General features: G+C 37.8%; 24 protein-coding genes. 17 read left to right on the top strand and 7 right to left on the bottom strand.

The features are described from left to right. The first annotated feature begins 45 nt into the window (after nucleotides 1-45). Nucleotides 46-384 carry a c-type cytochrome gene (locus tag IBX42_RS05245; protein ID WP_365943368.1) on the top strand — a complete coding sequence of 113 codons (339 nt, stop codon included), beginning with the start codon at nucleotides 46-48 and terminating at the stop codon, nucleotides 382-384. Continuing rightward, nucleotides 374-1,306 (top strand): aldolase/citrate lyase family protein, encoded by a 933-nt coding sequence (locus IBX42_RS05240; RefSeq protein WP_294929866.1) that lies wholly within the window; start codon nucleotides 374-376, stop codon nucleotides 1,304-1,306. The genes IBX42_RS05245 and IBX42_RS05240 overlap by 11 nt, the downstream gene beginning before the upstream one ends. Before the next feature lie 7 nt (nucleotides 1,307-1,313). Here IBX42_RS05240 and IBX42_RS05235 read toward each other — a convergent pair whose 3' ends face one another. After that, nucleotides 1,314-2,219 (bottom strand): TonB C-terminal domain-containing protein, encoded by a 906-nt coding sequence (locus IBX42_RS05235; RefSeq protein ID WP_294929864.1) that lies wholly within the window; start codon nucleotides 2,217-2,219, stop codon nucleotides 1,314-1,316. 94 nt (nucleotides 2,220-2,313) lie between these two features. Here IBX42_RS05235 and hemL point away from each other — a divergent pair, with 94 nt between their 5' ends. From hemL to IBX42_RS05220, 3 genes are read left to right on the top strand one after another with little or no spacing between them, the layout of a single operon-like run. Further along, the gene (hemL, locus tag IBX42_RS05230) at nucleotides 2,314-3,609 is read left to right on the top strand and encodes a glutamate-1-semialdehyde 2,1-aminomutase (RefSeq protein ID WP_294929862.1); all 1,296 of its coding nucleotides are present in this window, start codon (nucleotides 2,314-2,316) and stop codon (nucleotides 3,607-3,609) included. Beyond that, nucleotides 3,602-3,928: an AtpZ/AtpI family protein gene (locus IBX42_RS05225; RefSeq protein ID WP_294929859.1), complete on the top strand. Its 327-nt coding sequence runs from the start codon at nucleotides 3,602-3,604 to the stop codon at nucleotides 3,926-3,928. The genes hemL and IBX42_RS05225 overlap by 8 nt, the downstream gene beginning before the upstream one ends. Then, entirely contained in the window at nucleotides 3,912-4,412 is a 501-nt protein-coding gene (locus IBX42_RS05220) for a hypothetical protein (protein WP_294929856.1), read from the top strand. Before IBX42_RS05225 ends, IBX42_RS05220 begins: the two co-directional genes overlap by 17 nt. Here IBX42_RS05220 and IBX42_RS05215 read toward each other — a convergent pair. After that, nucleotides 4,407-5,090, bottom strand: coding sequence for a hypothetical protein (locus tag IBX42_RS05215; RefSeq protein ID WP_294929853.1), 684 nt, complete (start codon nucleotides 5,088-5,090; stop codon nucleotides 4,407-4,409). The genes IBX42_RS05220 and IBX42_RS05215 overlap by 6 nt on opposite strands. A gap of 5 nt (nucleotides 5,091-5,095) precedes the next feature. Continuing rightward, on the bottom strand, nucleotides 5,096-6,967 hold the full coding sequence (gene rpoD, locus IBX42_RS05210; protein ID WP_294929850.1) for an RNA polymerase sigma factor RpoD: 1,872 nt from the start codon (nucleotides 6,965-6,967) through the stop codon (nucleotides 5,096-5,098). A gap of 131 nt (nucleotides 6,968-7,098) precedes the next feature. Between rpoD and IBX42_RS05205 the strand changes: the two genes are divergently transcribed. The 11 genes from IBX42_RS05205 to IBX42_RS05155 all read left to right on the top strand — a co-directional run bounded on the left by IBX42_RS05205 (nucleotide 7,099) and on the right by IBX42_RS05155 (nucleotide 14,906). Next, nucleotides 7,099-7,920: a flagellar hook-basal body protein gene (locus IBX42_RS05205; RefSeq protein ID WP_294929848.1), complete on the top strand. Its 822-nt coding sequence runs from the start codon at nucleotides 7,099-7,101 to the stop codon at nucleotides 7,918-7,920. 12 nt (nucleotides 7,921-7,932) lie between these two features. Continuing rightward, on the top strand, nucleotides 7,933-8,721 hold the full coding sequence (flgG, locus tag IBX42_RS05200; RefSeq protein WP_294929845.1) for a flagellar basal-body rod protein FlgG: 789 nt from the start codon (nucleotides 7,933-7,935) through the stop codon (nucleotides 8,719-8,721). Nucleotides 8,722-8,982: 261 nt separating this feature from the next. Continuing rightward, nucleotides 8,983-9,486, top strand: a complete 504-nt coding sequence (locus IBX42_RS05195) for a 3-isopropylmalate dehydratase small subunit (protein ID WP_294929842.1) — start codon at nucleotides 8,983-8,985, stop codon at nucleotides 9,484-9,486. Continuing rightward, the gene (gene leuB / locus IBX42_RS05190) at nucleotides 9,486-10,553 is read left to right on the top strand and encodes a 3-isopropylmalate dehydrogenase (RefSeq protein WP_294929839.1); all 1,068 of its coding nucleotides are present in this window, start codon (nucleotides 9,486-9,488) and stop codon (nucleotides 10,551-10,553) included. Before IBX42_RS05195 ends, leuB begins: the two co-directional genes overlap by 1 nt. Beyond that, nucleotides 10,550-10,798 carry a tetratricopeptide repeat protein gene (locus IBX42_RS05185; RefSeq protein ID WP_294929837.1) on the top strand — a complete coding sequence of 83 codons (249 nt, stop codon included), beginning with the start codon at nucleotides 10,550-10,552 and terminating at the stop codon, nucleotides 10,796-10,798. Before leuB ends, IBX42_RS05185 begins: the two co-directional genes overlap by 4 nt. After that, nucleotides 10,789-11,160 (top strand): hypothetical protein, encoded by a 372-nt coding sequence (locus tag IBX42_RS05180; protein ID WP_294929835.1) that lies wholly within the window; start codon nucleotides 10,789-10,791, stop codon nucleotides 11,158-11,160. Before IBX42_RS05185 ends, IBX42_RS05180 begins: the two co-directional genes overlap by 10 nt. Continuing rightward, on the top strand, nucleotides 11,157-11,999 hold the full coding sequence (gene purU, locus IBX42_RS05175; RefSeq protein ID WP_294929833.1) for a formyltetrahydrofolate deformylase: 843 nt from the start codon (nucleotides 11,157-11,159) through the stop codon (nucleotides 11,997-11,999). The genes IBX42_RS05180 and purU overlap by 4 nt, the downstream gene beginning before the upstream one ends. 2 nt (nucleotides 12,000-12,001) lie before the next feature. Then, entirely contained in the window at nucleotides 12,002-12,472 is a 471-nt protein-coding gene (locus IBX42_RS05170) for a tRNA (cytidine(34)-2'-O)-methyltransferase (RefSeq protein WP_294929831.1), read from the top strand. Continuing rightward, a complete protein-coding gene (locus IBX42_RS05165) occupies nucleotides 12,469-12,609 on the top strand; it encodes a hypothetical protein (RefSeq protein ID WP_294929829.1) in 141 nt (46 codons plus the stop codon). The genes IBX42_RS05170 and IBX42_RS05165 overlap by 4 nt, the downstream gene beginning before the upstream one ends. 218 nt (nucleotides 12,610-12,827) lie before the next feature. Further along, the gene (locus IBX42_RS05160; RefSeq protein WP_294929826.1) at nucleotides 12,828-13,487 is read left to right on the top strand and encodes a LexA family transcriptional regulator; all 660 of its coding nucleotides are present in this window, start codon (nucleotides 12,828-12,830) and stop codon (nucleotides 13,485-13,487) included. 12 nt (nucleotides 13,488-13,499) lie between these two features. Beyond that, nucleotides 13,500-14,906 (top strand): SH3 domain-containing protein, encoded by a 1,407-nt coding sequence (locus IBX42_RS05155; RefSeq protein ID WP_294929823.1) that lies wholly within the window; start codon nucleotides 13,500-13,502, stop codon nucleotides 14,904-14,906. Nucleotides 14,907-14,920: 14 nt separating this feature from the next. On the opposite strand, the gene IBX42_RS05150 is transcribed toward IBX42_RS05155, so the two are convergent. Together IBX42_RS05150 and IBX42_RS05145 are read right to left on the bottom strand one after the other, a co-directional pair. After that, on the bottom strand, nucleotides 14,921-15,226 hold the full coding sequence (locus IBX42_RS05150) for a hypothetical protein (RefSeq protein WP_294929820.1): 306 nt from the start codon (nucleotides 15,224-15,226) through the stop codon (nucleotides 14,921-14,923). Nucleotides 15,227-15,303: 77 nt separating this feature from the next. Then, the gene (locus tag IBX42_RS05145; RefSeq protein WP_294929818.1) at nucleotides 15,304-16,500 is read right to left on the bottom strand and encodes a tetrahydrodipicolinate N-succinyltransferase N-terminal domain-containing protein; all 1,197 of its coding nucleotides are present in this window, start codon (nucleotides 16,498-16,500) and stop codon (nucleotides 15,304-15,306) included. A gap of 76 nt (nucleotides 16,501-16,576) precedes the next feature. Between IBX42_RS05145 and IBX42_RS05140 the strand changes: the two genes are divergently transcribed. Continuing rightward, on the top strand, nucleotides 16,577-17,080 hold the full coding sequence (locus tag IBX42_RS05140) for an ankyrin repeat domain-containing protein (protein WP_294929815.1): 504 nt from the start codon (nucleotides 16,577-16,579) through the stop codon (nucleotides 17,078-17,080). 26 nt (nucleotides 17,081-17,106) lie between these two features. On the opposite strand, the gene IBX42_RS05135 is transcribed toward IBX42_RS05140, so the two are convergent. Next, nucleotides 17,107-17,745: a DUF6166 domain-containing protein gene (locus IBX42_RS05135; RefSeq protein ID WP_294929812.1), complete on the bottom strand. Its 639-nt coding sequence runs from the start codon at nucleotides 17,743-17,745 to the stop codon at nucleotides 17,107-17,109. 191 nt (nucleotides 17,746-17,936) lie between these two features. Next, nucleotides 17,937-18,668: a molybdopterin-binding protein gene (locus IBX42_RS05130; protein WP_294929809.1), complete on the bottom strand. Its 732-nt coding sequence runs from the start codon at nucleotides 18,666-18,668 to the stop codon at nucleotides 17,937-17,939. Nucleotides 18,669-18,705 lie beyond the last annotated feature (37 nt).

Raw genomic sequence — 18,705 nt, 5'->3', positions numbered from 1 at the left:
TTATTATACCTTTATATGTTAAAGGATGGCTTTATGAGGAGTGTATTGTTTATACTGTTGCCGTTTTTGCTACTGGCAAAAAGCAGTTTTATAACACCGATGGAGTATGCTACTTCACTTTATAAAAATCCAAGGGGTATAGGGTGTCATAAGTGTCACGGTGAGAGTGGAGAGGGAAGAGTCGTTGCAAAATATGAGCATAAAAACGAGAAAAAAAGTTTTGTGGGACCGCCAATAAACAGTATAAGTTTTAATGATTTTTTTGCCTCGTTAAATATGAGAAAAAATGGTATGCCTAGATATTTTTTAACTCAAAAAGAGATTAAAGCGCTCTATTTTTATCTGCAAGAAAAAAAGAAAGAAGGTGGTGTAGATGTTAAATAATTTTGAAGAAGTAAAAGCCGCATACGAAAAGAGAGACTTGGTCAAGTTGGATGAGTTGGCAGTTCCGACATATAGAGTACTAAACAGAAGAAAAGATTTCACTTCGGTTTTGATGCTCTCATGCAGTAATTTAGATCACTTGATGAAGATAGATTCGGTTGAGGCTGATTGCATAGTGCTAAATTTAGAAGATGGCGTAAGCAGAGAAGACAAGCCTTTTGGACTTGTTTTATGCGCTATTTTTCTCTCTCATCACAAACATTGTGACAAAAAACTTGTCGTAAGAGTAAATGCACTTAATGAGGGTGGATTTGAAGAGATTGCATACTTAAACCAGTTTATGCCCGATGCAATCAGGGTACCAAAAATCAGAGAGGTAAAAGAGGTAGAGTCTGTTTATGAACTGCTAGATGAAAAAACTGAGCTTCACCTCTCCATAGAGACAAGCGATGCTTGGAAGAATCTCTCTTTGCTTAAAGTTGACAAAAGGATTACGACATTTTATCTTGGAATACTTGACTTATTTGCAGATATGAAACTTCCTCAAAGCCTTATAAGAAGGGATAACCCGACCGCGCTCTATATATTGTCTCATTTTCTGGTTACATGTAGAATAATCGGTGTAAGACCCATATCATTTGTCTATCAGGAGTTTAAGAATCTAGATGATTTTAAAGAGTGGCTATACTTGGAAAAGAACATGGGGTATGATGCAAAAGGGTGTATATCTCCAGATCAGGTCTCACTTGTAAATGAAGTTTTTGCGGACGAAGAGAAAGAGATAAGAAGAGCAAAAATCATTGTAAAACTTTTTGAACTCAAAAGAGAAGAGGGCATTAGCGGTTTTATAGATGAGGAGTTTGGATTTATAGACGAGCCTATATATAAAGGCGCTTTGAGCGTATTAAACAAAAACAGCTAGAGAATTGCTATCTAGCTAGATTATAATAAACGTTATAGCGTACGAGGATTTTCTCCTCTGGTCTTGGATATTTGCTATATGCGTATTCAATGGTCTCTTTTGTCGTCTCATCAAGCACATAGTAGCCGCTTTTTTGAAGAAATTTAAAGTCACTAATGTCTCCGTTTGGATGGAGGTAAAATTCGACAACATTGGTTCTGTTGACATTCATATCTCTTGTTAGATTTACCTGCGCGACCCTGTTTAGTACCTCTTGTGTGATTCTTCTCATAATCTCTTGATTGTCTATAAGATACTTCTGCTGACCGGGAGTAAGCTTGCCGAACATATCTCCGTAGAGCTCTTTTAGACTTGAACTGCCTATGCTGCTGCCTGAACTCTGTTTAGCCTCTTTCTCTTTTGTATCCTCATTGGACTTGTCTTCATATAGCCAGCTATATGCCTCTTTTGGTTTTTGCTCTTTTTTTTCTTCAGTAGACGGAGTCATCGGGATATATGGTTTAGATGGCGGAATAGGCTCTATTTTTGGCTTTTGAATAGTCTCATCCCTTTTCGTTTGTGTCGGCTTTACCTGCTCTTTTTTTTCGGCACTCTCGGCTCTTTTTGCTTCCTGAATTTTTTTCGGTTCATATTTTATAGGTGGCTTTTTGTTTAATGGAGTCACCATCTCTTTTAACTGGCTTCCCTTTGGCATAGGAGGCGCTATTGGCGTAGGTTTTTTTATAGCCTCCTTTTTATCTCCCGCATCTTTTGATATTTTTGGCATCTCTTTTAGTGAGACTTTTATTTTGTTCTCTTGTGGTTTTTGCTCTTTTTTTATTTCAGGCGTTATTGCCCCAAGAAGCCAGAATAAAAGTAGCAAAACAAAGTGAATTAAAAGTGCAACAAACAGAGCAAAATAGGAGCGATTCAAGGCATGATATCCAGTTATTAAAATTTGAAATATTATAACTAATATAGATTAATACAACTTTGCTATAATGACAAAAAAATATTAAGGGTGTTTTATGAGTATTGAGTGTTCATTAAGAGCTTTTAAACAAGCGCAAGATTTAATTCCGGGAGGCGTCAATTCGCCCGTAAGAGCATTTAGCAGTGTCGGGGGGACACCTCTGTTTATAGCAGAGGGAAGCGGTGCCTATTTAACGGACGTTGACGGAAACAGATATATTGATTTTGTTCAAAGCTGGGGACCGCTTATTTTTGGGCACAGAGATGAGACTATTGAGAATGCGGTCATAAATGCCGTAAAACATGGGCTTAGTTTCGGTGCTCCGACACAGGCAGAGAGTGACTTGGCACAGCTAGTTATCTCTATGTTTGACTCAATAGAGAAGATTAGATTTGTAAGTAGCGGAACAGAGGCTGTAATGAGTGCTATACGCCTTGCTCGCGGATATACGGGGCGTGATGACATTGTCAAGTTTACAGGATGTTATCATGGACACAGCGATTCTCTTTTGGTGCAAGCGGGAAGCGGTGCTGCAACATTTGGAAACCCAAGCTCGCCCGGAGTTCCTGCCGATTTTACTAAACACACACTTCTGGCAACATACAACGACATTGAGAGCGTAAAGAAGTGTTTTGCCGACTCTAGGGACATTGCATGTGTAATTATTGAGCCGATTGCTGGAAATATGGGGCTTGTTCCCGCAGATAAAGAGTTCTTACATGAGCTAAGAGAGCTTTGCAGTGCTCATGGAACTCTTCTGATTTTTGATGAAGTTATGAGCGGTTTTCGTGCTAGCTTAAACGGCGCGGAGTCTATTACGGGAGTTAAACCGGATATAGTAACTCTTGGAAAAGTTATAGGCGGCGGGATGCCGGTGGGCGCTTTTGGAGCAAGAGCGGAGATTATGGCAAAACTCTCGCCTGAGGGACCTGTTTATCAAGCGGGAACACTTAGCGGAAATCCTGTTGCTATGGCGGCAGGACTTGCGGCAATATCAAAGCTCAAGAAAAATGCGCAGGTTATCTCTGTTTTAAATGAAAGAGCAAAAAGATTGGTTGAGGGAATGCAAAAAGAGGCTGAAGCTTGCGGCATAGCAATGCAAATCGATACCAAAGGAAGTATGTTTGGCTTCTTTTTTAACGATAAGCCGGTCAAAAACTTTGCCGATGCATGCAACTCCGATGCAGAGCTGTTTGCAAAATTTCACTCCAAAATGCTTCAAGAGGGCTTTTACTTTGCATGTTCACTCTATGAAACAGGCTTTATTTCAACTGCTATTACCGATGAGATGATTGAAGATACTATCAAGGCAAGCGCAAAAGTTTTTAAAGAGATAACCAATAATGCATAAGAGCGATAAAAAGGAGCAAAAAGCTCCTAGAATCAAGCCACTGATAGAAGCGGCAGATAGCCTCTCTCTCGGAATCTCTATGGTTGTAGCGGTTTTTATGGGTGTCGGAATAGGGCTTTTGCTTAAAAATTTCACGGGAGCAGGTTGGACTCTGTGGATAGGTGTTTTTATAGGTATCGCAGCGGCGGTGTTAAATGTCTATAAAGCCTACTCAAAACAGTACAAAGAGCTTGAAGAGCTTGCAAAAGAGCCTCGTTATGCTATAAAAAAACAGCTTCAAGATGATAAAGATGAGGATGAGAGTGAAAAAAACTATTAAGTTTTTGGCTATACTCCAGTCTCTTATTCTTCTCTCAAACATCATCTCTTTTGAGTTTTACATAAATCTTCAAATAGCATTCCTGAGCAGTTTTTTTATAATTGCAGGTTCTGCTTATGCCTATAGAAAAATGGTAAAAAATCAGGTTGCACTTGAAAATGTAGAGGAAAAAAGGGACATTTTAGATGAAATCGAAGACCCCTACGAGCTTTATGACGATTTTGAGATAGACAACCGACCTGTTGATGAGCTGGATATAAAAGCAATACTCAAAGAAGAGAAGAAAAAGATCAAGATATTGAACATAAAAGATATTAAAAAAGGCTCTAGAGCAGGAGTTTCTCTCTTTAGGCTTGTGCCATATCTCTTTTTGATTTTAGGTTTTATAGCTCTTAAAAACAACTCTCTTTTGGATATCTCTATCTATCTTCCGTCTCTGCTGGTGGGAATAGTGGCTGGGTACTTTTTCTCAAAAGAGTTATGAGGTAATCATCGGCATGTTGATGGTTACCTTTTTTTGAACATCTATATAGAAATTTGTGTTTGCCGCTAATGTTTTGAGCTCCTCAACTCTCTCTTTGTCAATATTTTCTGAACTGACTTCAATAGAAAAAAGACTATATTTCTTCTTCTCAAATTTTATATGTTCTCCAATTCTATAAAATATTTTTGTTGAAATTTTTTCATTTTTTTTATAGCATGAGTATGTTTTATTTAATATTTTTATAAAATTGTTTGAGTCAAGAATAACTTCTGGGATAGTAGGGTCAAAATCTTTTTCAAAGACTATTTTTGAGTTTATAGAGTTTGTAAGCATACACAAATCAACAAGGGCATAGATGTTTGTCAATTCGCCGACAGGCTTTTGAGCGCTGATCTTAAAAGAGGGTGCCTGATAGAGTTTTATGCCTATAACATCATCATTTTCATAACCGACGGTAAGTGCAAAAAATCTATAGCGTCCAAACTCCAGTTCAACGAAAGTTGTCTTAAACCCAAACGTAACGTTTGCATAGGTCGTAGCAAGGTTAAAAAGCTCTTCGGTTGTAATTGCGCCTAGTAAGAATTGAGCCTCTGAATTAAGCGATAAAATCTTTCCGCTTGAGCTAAAGAGCACAAAAGGGTTGTAATCATACTCAATCCATTGCTGCTCAAATGTCATTCTGATCACTCTTCTATGTAGTTTTTAAGTTTTCGTCCAACTTTAGGGTGTTTGAGTTTTTTTATGGCACTTGATTCAATCTGGCGAACTCTCTCGCGTGTTACGCTAAGCTCTTTGCCTATCTCTTCTAGTGTTCTGTCGCTCTCATCATCCATAATTCCAAAGCGTAGTTTTATAACGGCTCTTTCTCTTTCGTTAAGCTGCTCTAAAACATTTTCTATCTGAACTCTTAAATCGTCTTTTAGTACGGCATCGGAAGGTGAGAGTGAAGATTTATCTTCTATAAAGTCTCCAAAACGTCCATCATCTTCACTTCCAATTGGAGCTTCTAAGCTTATAGGCTCTTTTGTAATTTTAATGACGTTTTTAACTTTTTCAACAGAAAGACCTACCTCTAGAGCAATAACTTCAACATCAGGCTCTTTTCCATGTTCTTGAAGGTGCTTGCGCATAATTTTATTGATACGGTTAATAGTCTCTATCATGTGGATAGGAATACGGATTGTTCTTGCCTGATCCGCGATTGCACGGGAGATTGCTTGACGAATCCACCAAGTTGCATAAGTTGAAAACTTATATCCTTTTTGGTACTCAAACTTGTCAACAGCTTTCATAAGACCGATATTTCCCTCTTGAATTAAATCAAGAAATGGAAGTCCGCGGTTTGTGTATCTTTTGGCAATAGAAACAACAAGTCTTAGATTTGATTTTGCCATCTTCGTTTTTGAGATTTCAGAGATGTTTTTACCGCGTTTAATCTGCTCTAAAATATCTGCGAGTTTTTCAGGTTCCATGTCAAAGCTGTTTTTTGAAGCCTCTTTTGTTTGAACAAGTTTTTTAATCTCCATGTATGTGCTGACCATAGTAGCTTCTGGAACCATAGCGGCGATATCTTCTTTGTTTAAATCGCAAATTTTTTCAACTAAGATTTTATGATTTGCTTTTAGCGTAGAGTTAAAGAGTGGAAGCTTGTACTCCAATCTTTTTAGCTCTTTATCGTAGCCCTCATCACTCTTAAGCGCCGTCTCCATTGCTTTAACAAGTTCATTGATAAGCTTAGATGTTGGACCAAGATCTAGTAACTTCTCTTTTAAGATACCTTTTTTGTATGTAACTGATAAAAAGTACTGGATGATATCCTGAGTAAGTTCGCCGTCAAGGTTTTCAGGTGCTTTTTCGGCTAGTTTTACCCACTCTTTTTTAGCTTTTTCTAAAGCTTTAAAGCTTGTAGTAACCTTTTCAACTCTAGTTTTATCTTTGACTGTAAATGTCTTTTCAACAGTTTCTTCTTCTGTATCTTCATTGTCATCATCATTGTTCTCAGAGTCATCATTCTCGTCATCTTTTTCATCTTCAAAACTTTTGAAGAGCTCTTTTACCCTTCTTTCACGGTTTATAAGAGGCTCTTTATAGTCTAAAATAAACTCGATTAAGTATGGAACCGAGCATATTGCATCTATAATAATGCTCTCACCGCCTTCGATTTTTTTGGAAATCTCTATCTCTTCTTCTTTGGTTAAAAGCGGAATCTGCCCCATTTCACGAAGATACATACGAACAGGAGAGTCCGAACGTGACCACTCTAGGAGCTCATGCTCTTTTAGTATATCAAAACTGTCTGTTTCGTTATTTTCAATCATCTTTCTTTGAGCATTTCTTCTAGCTTCTGCTTCTTTGTCGTTGAGAAGTTTTGCATGCTCCGATGATGTATAAATGCAAGATTTATGTTTTTGTGCAAGCTTGAATATGTTTGCAGCTTGTGCGGTAGTAGGCTGTTTGTCAAAAAGTTCAATTAATGATTCGTAAGTTAGGCACTCTTTTGGTTTTTGATTGCTAAAGAGTGATTCGATAGCTTTGTTGAGTTCTTTAGCTGTCATATAAAATACACCTTCTTGGTCTATAAGATTTTTCAAAGGTGGATTATACCCAAATACCCTTAACCTTTGCTTGTTTTAATATTGGAACACACTTTGCTTTAAACTTGAAAATATTTGTTCAAAGGTACTTTATGCAAAGCGGATACTACTCGGCAGCAGCAGGTATGGTTACTCAGTTTAACCGTTTAGATACTATTGCAAACAATCTTGCCAACGTAAATACGATAGGCTTTAAAGAGGAAAATCTTATAGTCGGTGACTTTATGCGTCTATATAAAGAGGCTAGAGATGAACTGCCAAATGCAAACCAGACTAAAGAGGCAGCGCAGTTTTTAAATAGAACTATGAATAAGGCTCCGCAAGTTGTTGACGCATATACCGACCACTCTTTAGGTGATATGCAAAAGAGCAACAATCCGCTCGATATGGCTCTCTCAAGAGAAGGTCTTTTCTTTTTGGTTAAAACACCCGAGGGAGTTAGATTTACAAGAGATGGCTCTTTTACAAGAGATGAGCAGGGAAGGCTGATAACAAAGAGCGGTTATGAGGTGCTTCCAAGCGACTATTTTGAAACAAAACAACCAATAGTTCTAAACCAAGAAGAGAGCGTTGTCGAGATAGATAAAAACGGACAGATTTACGCAAACGTGCCAAACAGTGCCAATTTTGCACCAAATGCCAAAATCTTTGTAGCACAGCCCGACAATATAGCTTTTTTGAAAAAAGAGGGAGATAACCTATATCGCTATGACGGCAAAGAGGAGCTTGTTAGCCTTGAAGAGAGCGGAGCTGTAATACAGGGATTTGTAGAGAAGAGCAATGTAAATGCCGTGAAGATGATGACACAACTAATAGAGACAAACCGTTTGGTGGGAATGTACCAAAAGGCGATGGATACACAGATGAATGATATGAACCGCGATGCAATTGAAAAAATTGCTAAAAAATCTTAAGGAGTTTAGACTATGATGCAATCACTTTATACTGCCTCAACCGGAATGTTGGGAATGCAGACACAAATAGATACTACGGCGAACAATATTGCCAACGTAAACACCATTGGTTTTAAAAAGTCACGCGCGGAGTTTGCCGACCTGATGTACAAAGTTATGGAGTATGCAGGAACATCTACAAGCGATGTCACTAAAAGCCCAACGGGAATTGAAGTGGGTCTTGGTGTTAGACCTACGGCGATAAACAAGATCTTTTCAGAGGGAAGTCTAAAACAGACTGACAACGAGCTTGATTTGGCGATAACCGGAAAAGGTTTTTTTAAACTTGAACTTCCGGACGGAACAGAAGTTTACTCAAGAAACGGTGCTTTTAAGATAGATGAGAACGGAACCATCGTAAATAGTGACGGATACAGAATGGTTCCAGAGGTCGTAATCCCGCCTGATGCGACAAATGTAAGCATAGGAACGGATGGTACGGTAAGCGTTGTTCAGCTGGGGCAGACGCAAGCAACTCAAGTTGGGCAGGTTACATTAACCAACTTCATAAACCCAGCAGGTCTTCACTCTATGGGAGATAACTTATACATAGAGACTGATAGTTCAGGACAGCCTGTTGAGGGAACTCCCGGACTTGACGGTCTTGGAGTGCTTAGACAGGGTTTTGTTGAGCTGAGCAACGTTGAACTTGTTGTAGAACTTACAGACCTTATAACCGGTCAACGCGCGTATGATTCCAACTCAAAAGTAATCACTACAAGTGATGAAATGCTTCAAACTACAAACAATCTAAAAAGATAATAAACTCCTAAAAGCAGCTTGATATCACTTAATATTAAGCTGCTTTTGTATATTTATTATTTTACTATCGTCTCTTTTTATAAAACTAAAATTTCATTTTGGGTATAATCGCAAAATTAATTGAAGCCTCTGATTAAATCATAAACTAGATTCCAAGTCAAGCTTGGAATGACGAACTACCAGTCACCCTGAACTTGATTCAGGGTCTAATTCAATAATTGTTCAGAGGGTTCAATTTAGAATAGATGATTAGGAATTTATATGCAAAAAGCAAATATTAACGGCAAAGTTTGGAGATTTGGAAAAGATATTGATACAGATTTGATTATAGCGGCTCGCTATTTGAACACATCAGTGCCTGAAGAGTTGGCAAAACATGTTATGGAAGATGCCGATCCTGAGTTTGTAAACAAGATGAGCAGAGGCGATGTGATAGTCGCAGAGGATAATTTCGGTTGCGGAAGCTCTCGCGAACATGCTCCTATCGCTCTTAAAGCGGCGGGTGTTGCTGCAATTATTGCTCCTACGTTTGCAAGAATTTTCTATAGAAACGCATTTAACATGGGGCTTCCTATATTTGAGCTTAAAGAGAGCCATGAAATTGCAGAGGGTAATGAAATAAGTATAGACATGAATAATGGAACTGTTACAAATAAAACATCAGGCAAAACATATAGTTTTACTCCTATCCCTGCCTTTATGCAAGAGCTTATAGATGCAGGCGGACTTATGAATTTTGCACAAAATGAGATTAAAGGCAAATGATGAAAACATATAAAATCGCACTAATCAAAGGTGATGGAATCGGTCCGGAGATTATAGATGAAGCCGTTAAGGTGTTAGATGCCGTAGCTTCATGCTGCAATATAGAGTTCTCTTATGAAGAGGCTTTAATGGGCGGTTGCGCTTACGATATTACCGGAGATCCTCTTCCTCAAGAGACGATTAATATCTCACTAAACAGCGATGCTGTACTTTTTGGTGCAATCGGCGGTCAAAAATGGGACAATCTTCCCCGTGAAAAACGACCCGAGAGCGGACTTTTAAGATTCCGTAAAGAGCTTGGTGTTTATGCAAACCTACGTCCTGTTGTTGTGTATGACGAGCTTATAAATGCTTCATCGCTAAAGCCTGAGGTTGTCAAAGGCGTTAATCTGATGGTCGTTCGTGAACTTATCGGCGGTATCTACTTCGGTGAGCCAAAAGGGCGTGATGAGAACAGAGGGTGGAACACCATGGTCTACACTCGTGATGAGATTGTAAGAATTGCTCATCAAGCGTTTAAGATTGCCATGACAAGAAGCAAGAGAGTCTGTTCAGTCGACAAAGCGAATGTTTTGGACGTTTCACAGCTTTGGAGAGATGTTGTAACCGAAGTCTCAAAAGAGTACCCTGAAATTGAGCTCTCTCACATGTATGTAGATAATGCTGCGATGCAGCTTATCCGCGACCCTAAGCAGTTTGACGTAATGCTTACCGGAAACATCTTTGGCGATATCTTAAGCGATGAAGCAAGTATGCTCTCAGGCTCAATAGGACTTCTGCCTTCAGCTTCAGTCGGGGCAAAAATCGGCGTGTATGAGCCTATACACGGCTCCGCTCCAGATATAGCAGGGCAGGGAATCGCAAACCCGATTGCAACTATCGCATCTGCTTCTATGATGCTGCGTTATGCTTTGGGCGAAAATGAGGCGGCAGATAAGATAGATGCCGCTATAAAGAGAGCTCTAAAAGAGGGATACAGAACAAAAGATTTGGCTCAATTCGATGCTAAAGAGGTCTGTTCTACGAGCGAGATGGGCTCTATTATTGCTAATTACGCGGCAAAATGAAGACATTAACTTTAGCAAATATCTATGAACTTCAAGGGCTAAAAGAAGAGGCTCTTGAGATTTACAAAGAGGTTCTTAAAAAAGAACCCTCAAATAGTGATGCTAAAATTGCAATACGAAGACTCTCAGGCATGAGAAAGAAGTTTTTAAACGTAAATACTCAAATGAAAGAGTATTTTGTAAAGATGGAAGAAGATGTTGAGTTTAACGAATTTGAAAGGTGGTTACTAAAGCTATGGAACTAAAAGATGTAATTCTCTCGACATTGGCAGAGATGGAGAATCAAAAACCTGAAAAAAATATAACAAATAGCCTGAAACCTATCAAAGAAGCTAAAGATATAACACAAAAAGAGCAAGATAAAGAGCCAGAGCAAGAAGTTGAAAACGAAGATGAATTCGCTTGCGAGGATGGACAGAGTGTAAATAGTGAGCTGCTCTTCTTGAAGTCCATGAGAGAGAGACTACTTGTGCTTTTTGAAGGGTTTCAGGCTCCAAACAACACAAACATAGAGGCTAAAATAGATATGACGCTTAATTTTTTAGAGTATCTCCTTGTTACAATCGACTCAAGAGCTGAAGAGATCGAGAGAGGAAAACGCAGATGAGCCAATACAGAGTCCTTATAGATGCAAATGACGAAAAAGGTTTGGTTTATAAAATATCGAGTGTCTTTTATCAAAACAATTTAAATATTCTATCAAACAATGAATTTGTAGACAAAGAAAATAATAAATTTTTTATGCGCAGTGTGGTTGATGGCGATATCGTTATGGATAAGCTCTATCAATCCCTGTGCGATGTTTTACCGCAAAATGCAAATGTAGAAGTGATTGCTCCCAAAAATAAAAATATAGTAATTATGGCAACGAAAGAGATGCATGCCCTCGGTGATATTTTAATAAGACATGAAGCAGGGGAGCTCGAAGCAAATATTTTGTGCGTTATATCAAACTACAACGATTTAGAGTCTCTTGTTAGCAAGTTTAATGTTCCATTTATCTGCATCTCCCATGACGGGCTAAACAGAGAGGAGCACGAAGATAAGATACTTGAGTGTCTAACTCAATTTGAAGAGATAGACCATATAGTTTTAGCGAAGTATATGAGAATTTTAACATCTAAATTTGTAGAGGTTTATGAAAATAGAATTATAAACATTCATCACTCTTTTTTACCCGCTTTTATCGGTGCGAATCCTTACAAACAAGCTTATGAGAGAGGCGTTAAAATCATAGGCGCAACTTCCCACTTTGTTAACAACGACCTTGATGAGGGTCCGATTATCGCTCAAGAGGTTATCCATGTAGACCACGCTTACGGCTGGAGAGACATGCAGCGCTTGGGTAAAGATGTGGAAAAAATTGTTTTGTCAAAAGCCTTGAAGCTGGCACTTGAAGATAGAATCTTTGTATATGCAAATAAAACCGTTATTTTTCAGGGATAGTGTTGTTTAACATTGTTCTTGTAAACCCGCAAATACCCAACAATACTGGTGCAATAGGTCGTCTGTGTGTAAATGCAGGAGCATCTTTGCATATAATCAAGCCCATTGCATTTGATATAGATGAAAAAGCCGTAAGACGAGCAGGACTTGACTATTGGCATAAACTGGATCTGCATGTCTGGGAAAGCATAGAGGATTTTTTTCAAAACAACGAGATAAAGAGCAATGCCTATTTTGCCACCACAAAAACAGATAAACCATACTTTGAAGCGCTATTTAAAGATGGTGACTATATATTTTTTGGAAGCGAAACTGCAGGAATACCAGAAGATATTTTAAACGCTTATAAAGAGCAAAATATAACGATACCCATGACCAAAGAGGGCAGGAGTCTAAATTTGGCGATAAGTACGGGAATAGTACTCTATGAAGCAATAAGACAAAACTACACAACTTTCAAGGAGAACACGTGAAAGAGTTTATGGATATAGTTATGGCTATTCTCTTCATACTATTTATGGTTTTTATCTTTGGCGGCTACCATAAAAACAAATCCAAACAGAGAGAAGCTGACGAAAAAAGGCAAAAAGAGAAAGAAGAGAGTCTCTAGAAAATTTTTTCAGCCCATCTCTCTAGCTTTTCTTCAAATTTCTCAAATAAGCTTTGTGCATTTTTTACTACGATTGTCATACTAAATCCTTTTGATTTTTACAAATAGTACACATTATTTTATTTTTATCTAAAAAATATTGCATTTTGTCATATAATCTTTGACTAAATTGCAAAAATCAAATATAATGTTTAAATATTTGGCAAAAAGGAAAGAACATGAAAAATTTTCTTGAGATTGTAGAAGAGATTAAAAGCATATTCTCTACAGAGTTTAACGGTAGAAAAATATATGACAAAGATGTAGCAGATATACTTGGAATCTCTCAAATGAATTTTGCGACGATGAAAAAAAGAAATAAAATCCCATTTGGTGAACTTTTAGATTTTTGTGCAACAAAGTCTATATCTATAAATTGGCTGCTCTATGGACAATCGCCTGAGAGCCTGGTAGAGGCGACAAATAGATTTTTTATGGTCAAGTACTTTGGCGGCGTTAACGCATCTGCGGGCGGTGGGGCAGATCCTGGGGAGGAAGAGGTCCAGGGTATAGAGATTCCTCCGGAATTTGTTGTGATGTTTGGAGGAGAGAGGGAGTTGAAGCACATTGAAGCAATAAACGTATCAGGAGACTCCATGGAGCCGACTTTCAGCTACAGCGACATAGTGTTTATAAACAGAAGCAAGACAGATCTTCAAAGAGGCGGTGTTTTTACAATAAGAACCGATGGAGGGCTGTTTATAAAGAGAATCCAGAAGAGAATTGACGGGAAAATAGATATAATGTCCGACAATCAAGTCTACTCGACACAGACCCTTGATCCATCGGAGATAGAGGTAATTGGAAGAGTTGTAAGCAGATTTGGAAGTGTTGATTAAAAAGGTTTTGTTTTGAGATATATTTTTTTACTTTTATCTATAATTATATTTGTAGGTTGTGCACCAAAAGAGCCTGTATCAAAAAGCGGTACTATCGTAAAAGATGTTGCAGTTGAAGAAGTTGAAGAAAATATTGCATATTCACAAGAGTTAAAAAAAGATGTAAGTAAGATAGAGATTAAAGATGTGCAGATATATGACCTGCTTAATATACCTCAAGATGTAAGCTACTATGTAGAGAGTATAGATAACAACAAAACCCTTTATGAGATTCAAAAAGAGTATGAGAAAAACTATTTTAGTATATGGAATATAGAGAAGCCGCAGGAGGACCTAAAATCTGTAATGTGGCCTTTTGCGTCATTTAGATTCAATAAAAGTTATGGTGAGAATCTGCAGCCTATAGAGGAGAGTTTTTTTCAAAATATGCTTGAAGATGCAAACTTTAAAGCATACGGAACGGTTAATAAAAAAGCTGTGGCGCTAAAACATAGTAATATGAGAGCTTTCCCAACCGTAAGACCGCTTTTAAAAGACCCAAGCTTAGCAGGGGAAGGTTTTCCGTTTGATTATCTTCAAAACAGCTCAATCCATGCAAACGAGCCACTTTTTGTATCGCACTATTCAAAAGATAGAGAGTGGGCATTTGTATTTACGGGATATGCTTCCGGGTGGTTAAAATCTAATGAGTTTGTAGTTTTAAAAGATGAACATATAGATGAGTTACAAAAGGCGCAAAAAGTGGCTATTACCATTGAAGATAGCCCGATATACGATACTCAAGGAAATTTTTTATTTAAATCAAAGGTCGGTATGATTTTCCCCTTAATATCTGAAGAAAAAGATACCTACACTATACTTAGTGTCTCATCATTTAAAAATTCAAAACCGCTCTTTTTAAAATCAAAAATATACAAAGATATAGCGACAAAAGATGTGCTCTCACTTAGTAAAAATAGTCTTGTATCTATAATAAAAGAGGTTTCAAAAACAAACTATGGATGGGGCGGGATGTATGAGCAGAGAGATTGTTCATCAATGCTTAGAGATATGTTCGCTCCATTTGGTATATGGCTTCCTAGAAACTCCTATCAGCAGAGTAAAATAGGCGAGACAGTATCTCTTGAAAATTTATCGGATAGTGAGAAGATAGAGACCATAAAAGAGAGGGCTATACCTTTTGAGACACTTCTGTACAAAAGGGGACACGTTGTTCTTTATGTAGGCACCTACAACGACGAAATAGTAGTATTTCATAATACATGGGGCATCAAGACGAAAAATGAGAAAGATGAGGGCAGGGTTATAATTGGAAAGCCGATTTTTAGCTCTTTAAAACTTGGGAAACACCAAGAAAACTATGATGAAGAGGCTGAGATACTTAAAAATCTGACAAGTATGAATATCTTGACAAAATGATTTTGTAGTTTCTGTTAGGCTTTTATGTCTAGCAGTGACCCCAGTATATCATCTTGTGTTTTTATGGCGGTCACATTCACCGCTGTTGCGTTTTGAACTATTATCTGGTCTGTAATCTCTTTTGAGAGCTCACTCTGGCTGCCAAGAGAACCGTTATCATCAGCTTTGCGTACGTTTGGCGTAACGGAATTCTCACTACTTTGAATTCTAACATCCGTTGGCACATATCTGTCACTGTTTACATTCGCGACATTGTTTGCGCTACTGTTCATCATTGTCTGATGAGCCTGCAAGGATGATATATTGTTAGAAACATTCATAATAAGTCCCTTCTGCCTAGTCTTATATATTTTAGTCTTAAAGAGCTGAAATAATAATTACTTTAAAAAATTAAATATTAGTGTAGTTGGGCATTTAATTTAATCTCTCTAGTGCTTCTTTGAACAATATACTGACCGTTTAGAGAATTTTGTCTGAAATGAGTGCCATTTAGCCCGGCAAATTCAGAGCCTTTCATGATGTTTGAAAACTCTGCACCTGGATTAACCTCTTGAAGCTCTTTTATCTCTTCATCATTTATATGAAATTTAGTTCCGGCAAAGATAGCTAATCCGCCGTCGATAATACAGCCATCGCCAAGTGGAATGCCACATGTAGAGTTTGCTCCCAGGAGCGTATTTTTGCCGATTGATATCGGGTTGCCGTCTGTTCCGCTAAGAACACCAAGGATTGACGCTCCTCCTCCGACATCGCTTCCTGCTCCGACAATAGCAGAGCTTGAGATTCTTCCCTCAACCATTACAGGACCCGTCGTTCCAGCATTGAAGTTTATGTATGATGCTCCCGGCATTACAGTAGTTCCGGCTGCTAATTGCGCACCGAACCTTACTTTGGAAGTATCTAAAATTCTTGTATTGTCGGCGGGAATAATGTGCTGTAAGAATCTTGGAAATTTGTCTATAAAGTCAATATGAGGGTATTCGTTTGATAGTTTTAATTCAATCTCAAATTCACGAAGATAATCTAGCTCAATAGGCTGTCCATTTGACCAAGCGACATTTGGAAGTGCCCCAAACGCACCGTTAAGATTAATACTTCTTAGTTCAACTTTCGCTTGAGATAGAGCATATAGTTTCAAATAAGTTGCTTCAACACTCTTAAGAGGTTCATCCGCAAAAATAAACGTTACTTTAAATTCACCCTCCAAAGAGCCACTGTTCATTATTTGGTTATATAGAGCCGAGACAACCTGAATATTTTTGTGAGCATCACCGTAAGCTTCATCCGCATAAGGCGTAAAAGCGTTTAGGCAGTTTTTTAAAAATGAAGCGTTGATATTGCATACGACTTCACTTTCACTGAAATCTATCTCAACGCCTTGCTCTGTGAGTGCTCTGATAAAAATAGCTGCACTCCCGAAGTTTTCATCCCAATTTATTACAGGGTAGGTAGCTTGAAGTGATTTTGTAAGATTTAGCTGCCCCATATCTACTCTACATATACCAAATGCCAGTGGGTCTTTGTAACCCTTTACTGTTGATTTAATATTTTGAATAAGTGCCTTAAAAGCATCTGTAGTTTGAATGATTTCCATGAATACTCGCTTAAATAATTTGTAAAAAGAATTATACTTAAACATTACTAATAGCAATTTAGTATATACTTTGCACATGAACAAGTGGATTGAACTTTTAAAAAACAATGATATTGTCGGTATAAAAAAGTATATAAAAGATGGTGCGGATGTAAATGAAGCCAATGATACGGGAGAGTCTGTTCTGGCTTCTTCGTTAAGGTATGGGTGTGATTTTGAACTCATCTTGCTTCTAGTAGAGAGCGGTGCAGATATATATGATTTTGATGAAGAGGGAGTAAGCATTTTTGATATGGCTGTTACCTATAACAATATTGAAATGGTAAAGTATCTTATATCGCAAGGTATCGATGTCAACAGCACAACCAGAAGAAGCAGATTTACTCCTCTTATGGCAGCTGCTTGCTATGGACGTCTCGAGATTGCAAAACTTCTTTTAGAGCACGGTGCAGATAAAAATGCTGTTGATTTAAAAGGAATCAGCGTGACAGATTTTGCAAGAAAAACAAACAAGAAGAGTATTTTGCTTCTTCTTCAATACGATGAGAGCACACCAAAAAATACAAATTATGCAAGATAAACGCTAAAAACTCTTCTTTTTTAGCCTTATGATACGTCAAGCAGTTTTACAAAACTTTTGTAGCTCTTGACTATCTGCTCGTTTTTTTTGCTCTGTATATAAAACTCTATAGCCTTTTTTCCAAGCCTCGGAATCTCGTTTTTAACAGCCCAGCTGCTTACTGTTCCCTCTGGAATTTCTAATATATTGGCAAGCTCTTTTTGTGTAATCTGCAGCTCGTTGCATATCTCTTTGACAACATTGCTTTTTTGCTTAGGTTTTTTGATGGTTTTTTGTGTTTTTACAATTGTTGTATTTACAGGCGCTTCTTTTTTTTCCTCTTCTTCTTGTTTCTTCCCAGTATCATCTTCTTTGGTATGTTTTTCTATCCATTTTAAAACTTCCGAGGCTGATATCAGCCAATCTCTACTGTTAAATTTTGAAACAATATCTGTTGTAAAGAGGGACGCATTTTCTCTTGCAAACTCTTCGTTGCCTAGTTGATAAAGTATTGAAAATGAGAGTTGTTGTGCAGCACTTCCCGAATGACCCCAGTCAAAGCCATTTTTTGATAAAGAAAAGATATCGTATCTAAGTGGAAGTTCGAGTTCTCCGTATGTTACATACTTTGCACCCAAAAGTGTTTTATGCCCTTTGAAGACATGATTATTACGCATAGTAGCCATTCGTGCCTCTTATATTTTGAAAGTATAGTGATGCTCTTCACTTTTAATTTCCTCTTTTTTATCAAGAAACAACAGGCGATAAGCAACATATGTAGATAAACAGAGCAATAAGAGTGCCAATAACCAAATTATCATAGCGATATCCCTTGATTTTTACTTATTGAGGGAAGATCGGCAATAAAACAATTATATTAAATTATATTATATGCTATGTTTGAATTTTCCAGAAAATCCGTAAATAGTTTAAAGTTCTTATCTACGAGTACTTTATCTGAAGCGCATAATGATATCTCGACAGATGCGCCTTCTGCATTGAGTATGGGCAGAGATGAGAATTCAACCTCGGAGGGAACCTTTTTCATAAGGTCTATAAGCGTGTTTTCACTTGTTTTGGCGAGGAGTGTAACTCTATATTTTTGTACAGAGGTGCTAAATAGACGCGCTATAACAGAGCTGATCATAGGGTGTGACATTTGCGGAAATCCCGGAGTAAAAAAGAATCTATCCTGCAGAGAAAAACCTGACATATTATTGATGGGATTTTGCAGAAGGTCTGCATTTTGCGGCAGATCGGCCATATGAACTCTGTGAGGGTATGCCTCATCGCCAAACCTCTCTATTATGTCCTTCTCAAACTGTTTATGTCTCTTTATCGGTTTGGAAGTAAACACTTCTGCCGCAATAGCCCTTGTAAGATCATCAGGGGTAGCGCCGATGCCGCCAAAAGAGAACATTACGCTTTTGTCATCCTCTTTTACAAGCTTATATATATTTTTGATAAGCTTCTCATCATCTTTAATAATAAAAGAGGCGAAGAGCTCATGCCCATACTTTTGAAGTTCATTTTTTAAAAATTCAAAATGTTTATCTTCTCTGCGTCCGTTTAGTATCTCACTGCCGATTATACATGCGTAAAAGTTCATTTTTATCTGCTGCTTTATTTTTTTTATGTATTATACT

This window comes from Sulfurimonas sp. (assembly GCF_014859695.1).
Taxonomy (GTDB): domain Bacteria; phylum Campylobacterota; class Campylobacteria; order Campylobacterales; family Sulfurimonadaceae; genus Sulfurimonas.
Note: the sequence above shows the minus strand (reverse complement) of the source record. Positions and strands in the feature narration are given on the sequence as shown.